General features: G+C 61.6%; 9 protein-coding genes and 1 other RNA gene. 3 read left to right on the top strand and 7 right to left on the bottom strand.

The features are described 5' to 3' along the window. The 3 genes from ACRQEG_RS08660 to ACRQEG_RS08650 all read right to left on the bottom strand — a co-directional run. Positions 1-1,893 (bottom strand): bifunctional [glutamine synthetase] adenylyltransferase/[glutamine synthetase]-adenylyl-L-tyrosine phosphorylase (locus tag ACRQEG_RS08660; protein ID WP_435733854.1); only part of this gene is annotated, 1,893 nt, incomplete at its 3' end. Between the two features lie 17 nt (positions 1,894-1,910). Further along, complete coding sequence (locus ACRQEG_RS08655; protein ID WP_320756022.1) at positions 1,911-3,248, bottom strand: glutamine synthetase family protein; 1,338 nt, start codon at positions 3,246-3,248, stop codon at positions 1,911-1,913. A 39-nt stretch (positions 3,249-3,287) separates the two neighbouring features. Beyond that, complete coding sequence (locus tag ACRQEG_RS08650; RefSeq protein WP_320756021.1) at positions 3,288-4,487, bottom strand: DUF2207 family protein; 1,200 nt, start codon at positions 4,485-4,487, stop codon at positions 3,288-3,290. 90 nt (positions 4,488-4,577) lie between these two features. Here ACRQEG_RS08650 and panB point away from each other — a divergent pair, with 90 nt between their 5' ends. Next, on the top strand, positions 4,578-5,384 hold the full coding sequence (gene panB, locus ACRQEG_RS08645; RefSeq protein WP_320756020.1) for a 3-methyl-2-oxobutanoate hydroxymethyltransferase: 807 nt from the start codon (positions 4,578-4,580) through the stop codon (positions 5,382-5,384). A gap of 9 nt (positions 5,385-5,393) precedes the next feature. Then, on the top strand, positions 5,394-6,305 hold the full coding sequence (gene map, locus ACRQEG_RS08640; RefSeq protein WP_320756019.1) for a type I methionyl aminopeptidase: 912 nt from the start codon (positions 5,394-5,396) through the stop codon (positions 6,303-6,305). Positions 6,306-6,381: 76 nt separating this feature from the next. On the opposite strand, the gene rnpB is transcribed toward map, so the two are convergent. Then, an RNA gene (gene rnpB, locus ACRQEG_RS08635) (RNase P RNA component class A) lies at positions 6,382-6,727 on the bottom strand. 541 nt (positions 6,728-7,268) lie between these two features. Between rnpB and ACRQEG_RS08630 the strand changes: the two genes are divergently transcribed. Beyond that, positions 7,269-9,656 carry a coiled-coil domain-containing protein gene (locus tag ACRQEG_RS08630; RefSeq protein WP_320757698.1) on the top strand — a complete coding sequence of 796 codons (2,388 nt, stop codon included), beginning with the start codon at positions 7,269-7,271 and terminating at the stop codon, positions 9,654-9,656. Between the two features lie 392 nt (positions 9,657-10,048). On the opposite strand, the gene ACRQEG_RS08625 is transcribed toward ACRQEG_RS08630, so the two are convergent. From ACRQEG_RS08625 to ACRQEG_RS08615, 3 genes are all read right to left on the bottom strand, one after another. Continuing rightward, entirely contained in the window at positions 10,049-10,789 is a 741-nt protein-coding gene (locus ACRQEG_RS08625) for a zinc ribbon domain-containing protein (protein ID WP_016442612.1), read from the bottom strand. 188 nt (positions 10,790-10,977) lie between these two features. Further along, complete coding sequence (locus ACRQEG_RS08620; RefSeq protein ID WP_320757697.1) at positions 10,978-11,763, bottom strand: Nif3-like dinuclear metal center hexameric protein; 786 nt, start codon at positions 11,761-11,763, stop codon at positions 10,978-10,980. A 14-nt stretch (positions 11,764-11,777) separates the two neighbouring features. After that, positions 11,778-13,832, bottom strand: a complete 2,055-nt coding sequence (locus ACRQEG_RS08615; protein ID WP_320757696.1) for a CocE/NonD family hydrolase — start codon at positions 13,830-13,832, stop codon at positions 11,778-11,780. Positions 13,833-13,866 lie beyond the last annotated feature (34 nt).

Genomic DNA, 13,866 nt, shown 5'->3' with positions numbered 1-13,866 from the left:
GTTATTAACAATGACGAAACAGTGGGCCTCGATACCATCCGCGCTGCGCGGGGCCAGTTCGCCGTCGTCGCCCAGCCATGCAATGGATTCCGGCAGCTCGGGAATATCGCGGGCGAGGAAACGCGAGCGGGCCAGGATAAGGGCGAGGCGGTGCGCGACGGGCCCGCCGTCGCGCAGGGTGCGCATATACCAGGAGGTATCTCCCATTTTTTCTGAAAGCACCCGGAAGGCGAGGAGGCCGGCATCCGGCTCGGGCCCTTCGGCAAACCACCCGAGCATCACGGGAAGGAGCTGGCGGGCAATGGCCGCACGACGACTATTTCCCTCGGTCAAGGCGCGGATATGGCGTAACGCACCAGCCGGGTCACGGTATCCGATACTGGCGAGGCGGCTGCGGGCGGCCTCGGGCGCCAGGGAAATATCGTCCGCGGAGAGCTGCGCGGCGGCAGGTAGGAGGGGCCGATAGAAAATATCTTGGTGGAGTTCACGCACCTCCCGGCGCACCCGCGCGAAGGTGTCGAGGAGTGCGGTGGCATCTGGCAGAGCGAGGGAGCGGGCCAGCCGGCGCAGGTCATCTTCCCGGGTGGGAAGCACGGCTGCTCGGCGCAACCGCACCATTTGGGCGCGGTGTTCCAGGCAGCGTAGCCACCGATAGTGGTGATCGAGGCGGGCGGCGTGCGTGCGTGAGATGTATCCACCTTCGGACAGGCTCGCGAGCGCCGTGGTGGTCGTGGCCGAGCGGATGGTGGTATCTACTCGGCCGTGCACGAGCTGGAGGAGCTGGACAGTGAATTCGACATCGCGCAGGCCGCCCGTCCCTAATTTGATGTGGCGCTCGCGTTGGGCGGTAGGGATATGGGATTCGACGCGGGTGCGCATGACCCGGGCATCGGTCACGAAATTCTCCCGGGAGGCAGCGTTCCACACAAGCGGGCGGGTGGCGCGTAGGTAGTTTTCGCCGAGTTCGCGGTTACCTGCGGCTACCCGGGCTTTAAGGAGGGCTTGGAATTCCCAGCTTTGCGCCCAGCTGGCGTAGTAATCGAGGTGGGACGCGAGGGTGCGGACGAGGGAACCGGTTCCACCTTCGGGGCGCAGCGCGGTGTCAATGGTCCACAGGGCACTTTCGGGCCCGGGGGCGCTGATATATCCGGCGAGAGTGGTGGCCAGCGCGGTGCCGATCTCCAGCGCCCGTGCTTCGCTAACCCCCGGGCGCGGTTCAGTAATGTAAACCACGTCCACATCGGATGCGTAATTGAGTTCCCCGCCTCCGGTTTTCCCGAGCGCGATGATCGTGAAGTCAATATCGTGGGCATCGGGTACCCGGGTGCGGGCGAGCTGAAGGGCACCTTCCAGGGTGGCGCATGCCAGGTTGGAGAGTGCGGCTGCCACCTCGGGCAGGCGAATAAGAGGATCGGGAAGGGTGAGATCCCAGCCGGCGAGGCTGAGGATGCGGGTGTAATAGTGGGCTCGCAGCGCGGCAATGGCATCCTGGAACTCACCGGAAGCTGCACGCCCACCGCCCGCAAGCCAAGGTTCGAGGGCAGTCCGCATGGCTGCGCGTTCCTCCGCCTCGCTCAGGAGTGCGCGTGCCTCTGCTTCTTCCGTGCTCCCGCACAGCGCCCGCGCGGCTTCTGGGTGACGGGCAAGGTGATCGGCCAAGGCGGTGGAAAGCCCGAGGACAGCCAGGAGGCGGGGCCGGGCAGCGGCATCGCAACCCACCCCCTCCCGGCGGCTTAAGCCGAGCCGGGCACAGGCCGCAAGTGCCCGGTCCGGGTCCGCCACGTGCGTGAAGTCCTCGGGCTGCCAGGCTCCGGCCTCCAACTCCGCGGCGGCACGTTCAGGTGCCGTGAAACCGGAGCGCCGGGCCCGCTGGACGAGGGTGAGACGACGCATACTCGTTCCCCGCCGCCCTATCGATCCGCTCGGAAACGTGCGCGTTCCAACGGAGTGACCTGGGCGCGATATTCGGCCCATTCGGCGCGTTTATCGCGCAGGAAGTAATCGAAGGCATCCTCGCCCAGAATCTCGGCAACCAGATCGGAGCTCTCCATAAGCTTGAGTGCGGAGTCCAGACTCCCGGGCAGAGATTCGATGCCGAGCACCGCGCGTTCCATATCGGTGAGGAGGAGAACGTCAGTATCGGCCGGATCAGAAAGATCGTATTTCCCTTCGATTCCTGCCAGACCCGCGCCCAGCACCGCCGCGAAAGCCAGGTAGGGATTGGCGGCCGTGTCCAGGGCGCGGTATTCCAGACGCGCGGATTGCGGTTTGGTGGGTTTATATTCGGGTACCCGCACGAGGGCCGATTGGTTGCGCGGCCCCCAGCACACATAGGGCGGAGCCTCCCCGCCGCCCCACAGCCGCTTATAGGAATTAACATGCTGGTTGGTCACCGCGGTAATTTCGCGGGCGTGACGCATGAGGCCGGCCAGGAATCGCCGCGCCGTCACCGACATCCCGAACTGGCCGCGTTGATCGTGGAAGGCATTCGTTTCGCCTTCGAAAAGCGAGAAATGGGTGTGCATGGCCGACCCGGGCCAGTGTGCCAAGGGTTTGGGCATGAAGGAGGCTTCCACCCCGTGGCGCAGGGCTACTTCTTTAATAATGACGCGGGCGGCCATAATGCTATCGGCCATCGTCAGGCAATCGGCGTAGCGCAGATCTACTTCTTGTTGGCCCGGGCCAATTTCGTGGTGGGAAAATTCTACGCTGATCCCCACGTCTTCCAAGGAGAGGATCACGTCCCTCCGGAAATTATGGGCTACCGAGCGGGTGACGTAATCGAAATAGGAAGCCGAGTCAATCGGGGTGGGTTCCTCATCATCGCTGGCTCCCGGCTGGAAGAGATAAAACTCCACTTCCGGGTGGGCATAGGCGGTGAAGCCCATATCCTCGCAGCGGCGCAGGGTGCGCTGGAGGATAGCTCGCGGGTCGGAGCGGGCCGGTTCACCTTCGCGGGTGAGGATGTCGCAGAACATGAAGGCGGCGTCGTCGCTCCCATCCACGCCACGCAATACCGCAAAGGTGGAAGCGTCCGGACGCGCGATCATATCGGACTCATACACACGCGTGAGCCCTTGAATGGCCGAGCCATCAAAACCGATGCCCTCCGCAAAAGCATTATCGAGCTCAACGGGAGCCACCGCCACGGATTTCAGGGTGCCGACGATATCGGTGAACCACAGCCGCACATAGCGGATATCCCGGTCGGTTATGGTGCGAAGGACGTGTTCTTGCTGGTCATCCATGGCGCTTCATCTTTCCGTTGTTTGTGCGGCCAAATTCCGTTATTTGTTCGTACGAGTGGAGGCGGGTAGTAGTCCGCGTACGAAACGCCGCAGGTGGCGGCGGCGCACGTGCGGGAGATCGTGGGCGAGCGGGTGGGAACGGAACCGAGTTTCCAAAACGCTCAGGGCCTCACGCAGCTGGTACCAATTTGTGATATCTTCTCCGGCAAAATGCAACCACGGGAGGGCTGCGCCGACGTCGCGCATATCCCGCGAGTTAATCCGCTCGAGGGAACGAACCCACTCATCCGCGCATTCCAGGGCATAAGCCCAGCCCACATAAGAGGCGAGGACGTCTGCGCTCACTCCGGCAAAACGGGGAGCAGCGGTGAGGAAACGCCGGAAACCTTCCACTTGGTCGCTGGCCACCACCCCGTTCGGGGTGAGAGAAGAAAAATTGAGAAGCCCCACGAATCCGCAGAACACCAGCCAGCCACCCACGATGAGCCAGTACCAGGACAGTTCGAAAGCCAGGGCCCCGATAAAGGCCAATCCCGTCAGGGCGATGCCACCGAAGAAGAGTAGGGCCGCCAGCGAACCCACCAATTCGCGCCCGTGGTGGTACCAGCCCCGCCGCGATACCACTTCCGCTTTGCTATCGCGTGCGATGGCCAGGGCGAGACGGGTGGAAAAGCCCTGCACGCGTAGCACCGGCCGGGAGGCGGCAGGCAGTCCGGCGTTTTCCATCGCGGTACGGTACGAGCGATCATCAAATGGCTCAGATTCACGGAATGCTGCCGATTCGGCACTTTCCGGGGAGGCGAGGGCAGCCAGAACCCGCATCTCAAAAGGTTCGAGGGTGGAGGCATCCGCCTCGGTGAGTGAAATGGTGATCATCTGGCCGCGCAGGGCCGGATCCCGGAAGAAGTCAATGGTGAGGAATCCGCGGGCGGCCAGGTCGAGGAGGGTGGTGATGGCAGCGTCATCCGCGGCGTAGTGGCGGTGCATAAAAGCCCCGAGGGCGGCCGGCATATCCGGGGGGATGGTGCGCACCGGCGGGCGAGTGTGCCGACGCCGCCGCCGGTAATTATGGCCGGTCACCCCGGCAGGTTCACGCGGATACACCCCGCGCGGAAGATCGGCATATTCCCTACTGGGAATAAGCGCCAGGCACATAATGACCAGGGCAGTCACCCCGATCCCTAAAGCCAACCAGAATTCCAGTGCGTTCATGGACACCAGCTCAAGCAAGGGTTCCACAGTCACCTCCTCGCACCTAGCGTACCGTGCCCGATGATGCACCGGCGCGCGTGACCTAGTACTCTAAGCCATAGATATCGGGAGGTAATCATGACGGAGTTCTCACCGGCACGAATTCGGGTACAGCACCTGAATGAGATGGTCGCTAACGGAGAGGCGCTCACCGCACTGACCTGCTATGACGCTCTCACAGCGCGGATCTTGGACGCGGCCGGGATTGATATTTTGGTGGTGGGTGATTCCATTGGCAATACCGCCCTGGGGTTCTCCTCAACCATCCAGGTCACCCTGGAAGATATTGAGCGCGCCACCAGTGCCGTTATGCGGGGCACCACCCGGGCTTTTATTATTGCCGATATGCCGATGGGCACCTACGAAGAGGGCCCCGCGCAAGCTATTCGCACCGCAATCCGCCTGGTGCGGGCCGGAGCGGACGCGGTGAAACTGGAAGGCGGGGAAGCCTTCGCTCCCACCGTTGAGGCCCTCACTCAGGCCGGAATTAACGTGGTGGCCCACGTCGGCTACCGTCCCCACGCCGATGCCGCTTTGGGGGGCCCGCGAGTACAGGGTCGGGATGAAGAAGAAAGCGAGGCCATTATTGATGACGCGGTTTCGCTAGAGAAGGCGGGAGCTATTGCTGTCGTCGTCGAAATGGTACCCGGGAAACTCGGGGCTAAAATTACCGAAATTCTCTCGGTCCCCACCCTCGGGATCGGGGCTGGGTATCGCACTTCCGGGCAACTGCTGGTGTGGCCGGATATGGCCGGGATGACTGAGTGGCAGCCCTCTTACGCCAAGCGTTTCGGCGAGGTGGGTGCAGCGCTCAGCAACGCGGTCACGGCTTTCCGTACGGCCGTCAAGGGTCGTGAATTCCCGGATAAGGAGCACAGTTTCTAAGCCACTACAATGGTGGCTATGAGTCTTGCAGCACGTGCGCCGCTCGGTACGGCGCGACCCGGAAAGATTTCGCCGCGCCGTAAAGTTCCGGCCTATATTGAACGTCCCGAATACATGTTCCATGATGGGCCGGAAGTCATCACCGCCTCGGATGTAAAAACTGAGGAAACAATTGAGCGAATTCGGGTAGCGGGAACCATTGCCGCGGATGCTATGTACGAGGCAGCCAAAGCTATCCGCCCGGGTGTAAGCACCGATGAACTCGACCGCATCGCGCACGAGTACATGATCGATAACGGCGCCTACCCCTCGTGCCTGGGCTATATGGGTTTCCCCAAGTCGATCTGCACCTCCGTCAATGAAGTCATCTGCCACGGCATCCCTGATGACCAGGTGCTACACGAGGGAGACATTATCAACCTGGACGTGACTGCCTACAAGGACGGCGTGCACGGAGATACCAATGCCACTTTCGGCGTGGGCGAAATCGACGAAGAATCCCGCCTTCTCATCGAACGCACCGCCACCGCTACCCTACGCGGGATTAAGGCGGCACGCCCGGGGCGCCAGATCAACGTGATCGGCCGAGTGATTGAGTCGTATACCAAGCGTTTCGATTACGGGGACGTCCGTGATTTCACCGGGCACGGCGTAGGAGAGGCTTTCCATTCCGGCCTCATTATTCCGCATTACGACGCCGCACCTCTACACGGGGAAACCATCGAAGAGAATATGGTCTTCACGGTTGAGCCCATGGTGACGCTGGGAACTATCGACTATGAGATCTGGGATGATGACTGGACGGTCGTGACCAAGGACCGTGGACGCACCGCCCAATTCGAGCACACCATCGTGGTGCGGGAAAGCGGACCGGAGATTTTGACGCTGCCCTCCGATCCCAATCTTGGGCTACGGCTCTAGGTGGATATACCCGGCGGGCAGATAGGCACGTGGGGGCGGATATGCACGTGGGGGCGGATCCGAGAATCCGCCCCCACTGTCATCTTGGCCTATACGCCGGGTTCTGTACCGCTAACGCGGCGGCGACCATCCATCTACGTGCGCCATTACTGACGCACTCTAGCAATCCACCCGTGCCCTAGACGAGGAGCCTGGCGGGGCACTGTCTGATCTTGCTCCCGGTGGGGCTTGCCGTGCCATGCCGGTCACCCGGCACGCGGTGGTCTCTTACACCACCCTTTCACCCTTACCTTGCGGCGGTTTACTTTCTGTTGCGCTTTCCCGCGGGTCACCCCGGGTGGGTGTTACCCACCACCGTCCTCTACGGAGCCCGGACGTTCCTCGAGACGCCTTACGCGCCGCGCGGCCGCCCAGCCAACATGACCCGTACATGCTACCAGCCCGGCAGGTACACGATAAGCTCCCTGGATTCTCGTGCGGGTTTGGCGAGATACAAGAATGCCATTTCTGAATGTATATGCCTCATTGATTACCGCAGGTAATAGTGCCTGATTGTTACCTTGCTCACAAGAAAAAGTGGGAAAGGCCGGAAAGTAAGGCAAGCCGCCCCCGTCACAGCAACGGCAATTATTAAGTATTTGAGGAGCGGTTGCTCATAAATATTAAACGTGCTTAGAATCCAAGCAACAGGCAAAACAGCGACGTTTCGCACGTTTTCTCTGTTAGTAGGTAATGGTCGCGGGGGCCGACTTTGCGTGAGGGTCAGCCCCCGCGCCACAGTACAAGCGGCCACACTCGCCACGAGCTGCACATATACGCCACCCTAGACGCTCACCACATTTAACCAAAGGTCATATACGAATATACCGCTTGGCTCGTAGACTTTAGCTGTTTTATAAACGCTCAAAAGTTGCAGATTAGCCACTCAGGATAGTACTGCAATGTCTTTCGCGAAGGATTCCCATGACGCAGCGCATCTCCCGAATCGCCAGTACCCTCACTGTGACCACGCTCGCCCTCGCAATGGCGGGTACCGTGGCCGCCCGGGCACAACCAACCGCTAACTCCCCCGCTCCGGGCGCTTCTTTTACGTCCTGCACAGATTCCCCGAAAGCAACGACCGCGGTCGCCGAGGCGAATTCCGAACGGGACGCACTGCTCAAGAAAGTGGAAACTTCACAGCAAGATCTCACAGCCGCCCAGGAAGCCGCGGCGGCGGCTCACACCGCGAAAGATGCAGCTGCCGCGAAACTGATCGCCGCGGATAAGGCAGCCCAGGATGCCGTACAGGCACGCGATACGGCCAAGGCCGCCCTGGAGGCTTTCCAGGCGCAAGGGCAGACCGCGAAAGATGCGATTCCCGCGGCACGCACCGCTCTCGAAGAAGCGGAAAGCCAGGTAGCTGCGACGTCGGCCCAAAAAGAGAAAGACGCCGCAGCGGCAGCGGAAGCGCAACGCGTTCTTGACGAGAAGAATGCGGATCTCGCCACGAAGACGCAGGCGGAGAAAGATGCCCGTGCGAAGCTGGAGGCGGCGCAGGCAGCCGAGGCGGCGGGCAATACTGAACGTGAGAAACTCGCCGCGCAGCTGCGTGAGGTAACCGGGAAGAAGAATCAGGCAGATCAGGATCTCACCGCGGCACAGGCGAAGGAACGCGCGGCGCAGGACGCACGTTCCGAGGTGGTTGCACGAGAAGCTGAAAAGGTTGCCGCGGCACAGCGGGCGCACAGCGACGCTACCAAGGCGGTTGCGCCAGCTCAGACCGCGAAGGATGAGGCCCAGCAGGCGGCCACAACGGCCGCTAACGATGTGACGCTTAAGCGTGGTGAGGACGAAGCAGCTCAAGCCACGGTCAAGGATTCCGAGGCTAAGGTGGCGCAGGCTACGCAGAAGCTCGGTGATCTTGAGACTGCGCTTACCGAACTCAAGAACCGCCAGGCCGAGGTGCAGGCTGCACTACCCGGGCTGGAACAAGCGAAGAATGAAGCCGAAGCTGCCTATAACGAAGCCCAGGCAGCAGAGGATGAGGCACAAGAAATGTACGAGGCTGCGGCCGGGGATAAGAAGAATTTCACCCCCCAAGACGTGGAGCAGTTCCGGCAGGAATGGGAAGCAAAGAAGGCAGAAACCGCACCGAAGAAGGCGGCTTTTACGCAGGCGAATGAGGCCTATACCAACAAGGCCGCGGAAAAGGAACAGCTGGACACCCAAGTTCCGGCGAAGCAGGCAGAGCGCGATGCGGCACAGACCGAGAAGACTGGTCTGGAGACCACTCACGCGGCGAATCAGCAGGCCGCGCAGGAATGCGCGGCGAAGCTGACGGCTGCGGTGGAAACAGAGAAGGCGAAACGCACTGCCCTTGCCGAGAAAGACGCGGCGCTCACCGCGGCCCAGCAGCAGGTAGAAACCACGAAGGCTGCCTTCGCTGCCGCGGAGGCAGCCGCGGCAGCAGCTACCCGCCCGGTGGATGAGGCACTGGCTATGGCCCAGCAGGAAAGCGCCGCCGCGCAGGAAAAGGCCACGCAGGCGGCTAAGGATCTAGAAGACCTCTCCACGAAGATTACGAATGAGTTCGTACCGAAGTGGAATGAACTCAAGGCGAAGCGCGAAGAAGCCCAGCAGGCGCATACCCGAGCGGCAGAGGTACTCGCTGAGGCTCAAACCGCGAAGGATGCTGCGGATCAGGGGCTTGAGAAAGCCAAGGCTGCGGAGGACAAGAGTTCCACCGCGCTGACGGCCGCCGAGGGTGCGCGTGATGCTGCACGCAAGAAGGTTGCGGATTTGGAAACGGCCGCAGCGAAGCTGGACGACTTGCAAGCCGAATACAACAAGCTGGCAGCGGCGGCTACCCAGCCGGAGGCTGAGGTCGCGGCGGCTCGCGAACAAGATAAGGCTGCTAGCGCCGTCCTCGAGGAAGCGACGAAGAAGGTTGCGGCGGCAGGTGCTGCTGCGAAACAGCTCACGGATGAACTTGCAGCGGTCGATGCCCGTATCGCAGCCTTGCGTGCCTTCCTGGAGAAGTGCGCGGCTGAGCAACCGGCTAAGCCCGAGCAACCGGCTAAGCCCGAGCAACCGGCTAAGCCCGAGCAACCCGGCAACGGGACTGCGGATCCGAGCGCACCAGCACCGCAGATGCCTGCACCGGAAGCACCGGTAGCGGGCGGCAAGCACGCCGATCCTTCCGCTCCGGTAGCCCGCGGCCAAAAATCAGTTGCTAAGCACGCTGCGCCTGCTACACAACTGCCGAGCACGGGCGCGGAAAGCACCGGTGTGGCCAGCTCGGCCCTGCTGATGATGCTGGCCGGAACGGGCGCGGTGGCGTATGCCTCCCGCAAACGTGCCGCACGCTAAAAGCCGCATGGCTTCGTCTTCCCATCAGCCGCCGGCCTAACCGGCGCGGGCAGCCAGGAGCATAGCGCCGGCGGGAGCTCTCCTGCCGGTCTCCAATATGGAGTGCGCGTGAGAGCACGATTTTAATCTGATTTCGTGTTCCTTACGCGCACTCTATGGCTCTCGTGGTCCGGAATGCGCACTTAGACACGTCCCCGCCTAGCGATGCGCTGGCGGGGACGTGCTGTTTTTCCGAGCTGTACTACATATGTTGTACATGGGAAGTACAGGAGTGAAAAAGAAGAGTCCCCCGGGTGGGAAACCTGAGATTTTTCGGAATCCTATGAGTTTTGGGGCATATGTGATTCCCGAAGCCTCGCGTCTTCCGCGCCCCAATGCAGCCGGAAACCCACCTAGGCTTCGTCGTAATCCACCGGGACAATGATGCAGTCGTAATCCTCCGAAAGATAAATATCATCGTCCGGAGTTGCTTTGATTTGTGCCACTTCCACCGGGGAGAGTGTGATTCCGGCGCCGGTGGCACCGTTGGGAGTCATGGTCATGATCGCGTACCCACCGGTCGCAACCGAGTGTTCGTACACTTTTTTGAGCGATGCCGCCAGCGGCGCATAGAGTTCCTCGCGCTGAGCCCGGATTTTTTCTTGAGAGGCGGTCAGTTCTGCAACCACGTCTTCTAATTCGGAGCGCTGGGCCAATACTTTTTCTTGGAGTGAATCGATAGCTGCACCCAGTTCCCGCACCCGCTCCTCGCCGCCTTCCACCGCTTCGAGCGCGGTGAATTCTTTATCCGAAATTTCTTCGAGGGTAGCCCGCAAAGCTGCCATTTCGTCTTCCAGAACGAGCAGATCACGGGATGTCAGCCCGGTCCCGGCATTATATTTTTCTTCTTTATCCGCGACCTGCCGCGCCAAATCTGCGCTGGCTTTCTCTACACTTGCCAGGTCTGCCCGCGCCCGTTCCAGCTGAATTTCTGCCGTGGATTTTTCCCGCCCGCGCGCGGCAATCGCGTTGAGAAGTTTGCCTAGGGATGCTCGCAGCGGATGCTGAGTATTCTCCCGCTCGAGACGGTTGAGCTGCGCATCCAAATCGGCAACTTGAAGCAGGATAAGTTGATCGGCACGGGGTGCTTTCATCGGGTGGATCTCCTTCGACTCGCACGAAAGGCGCGCGGCGCGCCTCCCCTATTCTATGTGGGAGAGCCCGCCCCGTGCAGCGTACCTGCGCCGCGCACCGTACCGGTCCCGTGCAGCGTACCTGCGCCGCGCACTGCATCGGTCCCGTGCAGCGTACCTGCGCCGCGCACCGTACCGGTGCCACGCACTCAGCCACGCACCGCGATATTCCACGCATCCGTAGGAATCGCGGAGATATACGTATTCAGCTGCGGGAAATGTTCACGCAGGCGCTCCTCCATCTCACCGAGCACCGGCCATTCACTGGCCCAGTGAGTGGCGCAAATGAGCGCGCAGCCATCGTCCCAGATGTGATCGGTGGCTGGGTGGTGGCGTAAATCCGCGGTGAGATAAGCATCGGCGCCCGCGGCTTTCGCGGCTGCCAATAGTGAATCGCCCGACCCGGAGCAGATAGCCAGGCGCCGCACTTCCCGCTCGGGATCACCCGCCCCGAGCACCCCGGCCGGGGTAGACGGCAGCACCTGAGCTACCCGCTCCACCAGTTTCCCGAAGGACACGGGCGCAATGCTACCCACCCCGCCGATTCCAGATTCAGGATCCAGCGGCCTGTCGATCTTCACATCCAGAAGCCGCGCGAGCGCGATGGTGGAGGCCACCACATCCGCATTGGTGTGGGCACTGAAAAGCGCGACCCGCCCGCGCACCAACTGTGTCACCCACCTCCCCTTGGCGAAAGTTCCCGCCACGGTGGAAGTTCCACGCAAAAAGAGCGGGTGGTGGGTGATGAGGAGATCAGCACCGCGTTCGCAGGCTTCTTGCACGGTTGCTTCACACGGGTCGACGGCGAAACCGACGCTGCGCACCTCATCGCTGGGCAGGCCGGCCACCAGGCCGACCCGATCCCAGCTTTCCGCGCACGCGGGTGGGAATAATTCGTCCATGACTGCGGTGATATCCGCCACTGTATACGTCATGGACTCACCCTACCTTAGGAGGCTGTACGCTCTACGGTGCTCGTCCACTCTTTGTGGAAGATTTCTTCCTCGTGATCGAAAGCGCTGACCACCGATTGCACGTAGAAGTTCTCGGTATCGCAGCGGATCCGGGTATCGGCTTCCACGCGAACCTCCCAACCGATATCCGGGCGGGCCAGCCCGATTTTCCATTCGGCTTCGGTGCGCGCCGAGAGTGGGTTATCCCAGGAGATCCAGTAGCGTTCCACGGAATCTTCGTCGTAGTGGAGGCCGTCCGGGTATACCCGGGTGCCCCCGTAAGCTGGATCCACCTGGATAAACGTCTCTTTCTTCACCACGTCACGGGCAATCAGTCGTTCGGGGCGGCGGGCTCCGGCTGCTCCCGCTTCCGGGTATTTCACGTCCAAACCAATAGGCTGGACGGGCCCGGCGAAGCTCACCGCATCATCACAAGCGTCACGTTCTCCCCCGGGGCGAATCGGACGTGCGGGTACCACCAACGCCGAGGCCCCCAGATCCACGTCCACTCCGGCATTTTCCCGGGCCGGCCAAATCCACGGCCAGTAGGCACTGGAAAGCGCCACCCGCAGTGCGTGCCCGGCCGCAAAATGATAGCCGTTGCCAGTGAGTGGAATTTCCACGTCCACCCACTCTCCTACGGGCATCTCCACGATACGGTCACGCCCCTCGCGGGCACTCAGGTTAAGATTCCCGCGGGTGACGAGGGTAGAAGCACCATCGGGAGCCACATCTTCCAAGCGCACATAAACGTGCCCGCGTTCCCCGCCGTTGCGCAGCCGCAGCCTCACCCTGGCATTACCGAGGATCTCGACCGATTCCCCCAGGTAGAAATCACAGGTCACCGCGCGGCCATCGTCGCCGCGCTGATCGACCGGCAAATCGGCGTCGTTCCCGTACGGGAAGTAGCGCCCCGCATCCGAACCGATATCTTGCGGTGACTTCACAAGAATTCTGCCGCCGCGCACCACACCCGGCGAGACATTAGCTTGCCCCAAATCAAAACGAAGCGGCTCAATATCCGGGGAGGGCCAGGCCCTTTCGGCCACCCACCGGCCCGCGATCTCTTCATAAACGGAGGCCGGGCGCATGGGATCACTGATCCAGGTGCGTAGCAGCGGTTCGTCCATCACGTCGTTGTCCACACCTTTGAGCCACTTATCCCACCAGCGCAGCGTCTCCCCGAGGAAATCGATGTGCGGGCCCGGGCGCAGATCACGGTCCGGGTACTGGTGACTCCACGGCCCGAGCAGCCCGCGCACGTTCTTCCCCAGCGCGGAGAGATTCTCCACCAGGCGCAGCACGGTATCGCGGTACGGGTCGAACCAGCCGCCCACCGCGAGCACCGCCGCATCGAGTTTCGAATAGTCCTCGCATACCGAACCGTGTTTCCAATAGGCATCGCGGGTCTGATGACTCATCCAGGTATCCACGTACGGTTCCATGTTATTGAGGCGCTCCAACCACATGGCCTTCCAGTTCTCCCCCACGGCACGCGGATCCGGTGGCCGTGATTCGAAAGCGAGCATAGTGGCGCCCCAGGCGTGCATATCCACAGCGAGCATCGAGCCGCCGAAATAGTGCACGTCATTGTCGTAGCGGTCATCGGTGGAGCAGGTAGTCACAATCGCCTTGAGAGCTTCCGGCTGGTAGGAGGCGAGCTGAAGCGAATTGAAGCCACCCCAGGAAATCCCGAACATGCCCACGCTACCCGTGCACCAATCCTGCGCGGCAATCCACTCGATCACTTCCAGGCCGTCTTTGTGTTCCTGCGCATCGTATTCATCGCCCGGGATCCCCTCGGAGTTGCCGTGCCCGCGGATATCCACCCGGATGGAGGCGTAGCCGTGCCCGGCGTAATACGGGTGGCGTTCGTGGTCGCGCGGCGCGGTCCAGTCCCCGCTGCGGTAGGGCAGATATTCCAGGATGGCCGGCACTTTTTCTTCCGTGCGTGGCATCCAGGCTTTCATCCACAGCCGAGTACCGTCCGAGAGCGGAATCCATCCCTCGCGAATCTCGGTCTCGTAGGGAAAATCTGTAATGTATTCCATTTTTCTCCTTCCTTCGCGTCTGTGCTTATTGCGT

It is taken from the genome of Actinotignum stranguriae (genome assembly GCF_051265215.1).
GTDB classification, from domain to species: Bacteria; Actinomycetota; Actinomycetes; order Actinomycetales; family Actinomycetaceae; genus Actinotignum; species Actinotignum schaalii_C.
Note: the sequence above shows the minus strand (reverse complement) of the source record. Positions and strands in the feature narration are given on the sequence as shown.

Bases quoted from the DNA above. Each gene is read 5' to 3' on its own strand.
- ACRQEG_RS08615 (WP_320757696.1), bottom strand. From the start codon at position 13,832: ATGGAATACATTACAGATTTTCCCTACGAGACCGAGATTCGCGAGGGA.
- ACRQEG_RS08620 (WP_320757697.1), bottom strand. From the start codon at position 11,763: ATGACGTATACAGTGGCGGATATCACCGCAGTCATGGACGAATTATTC.
- ACRQEG_RS08625 (WP_016442612.1), bottom strand. From the start codon at position 10,789: ATGAAAGCACCCCGTGCCGATCAACTTATCCTGCTTCAAGTTGCCGAT.
- ACRQEG_RS08655 (WP_320756022.1), bottom strand. From the start codon at position 3,248: ATGGATGACCAGCAAGAACACGTCCTTCGCACCATAACCGACCGGGAT.
- map (WP_320756019.1), top strand. From the start codon at position 5,394: ATGGTGGCTATGAGTCTTGCAGCACGTGCGCCGCTCGGTACGGCGCGA.
- ACRQEG_RS08630 (WP_320757698.1), top strand. From the start codon at position 7,269: ATGACGCAGCGCATCTCCCGAATCGCCAGTACCCTCACTGTGACCACG.
- panB (WP_320756020.1), top strand. From the start codon at position 4,578: ATGACGGAGTTCTCACCGGCACGAATTCGGGTACAGCACCTGAATGAG.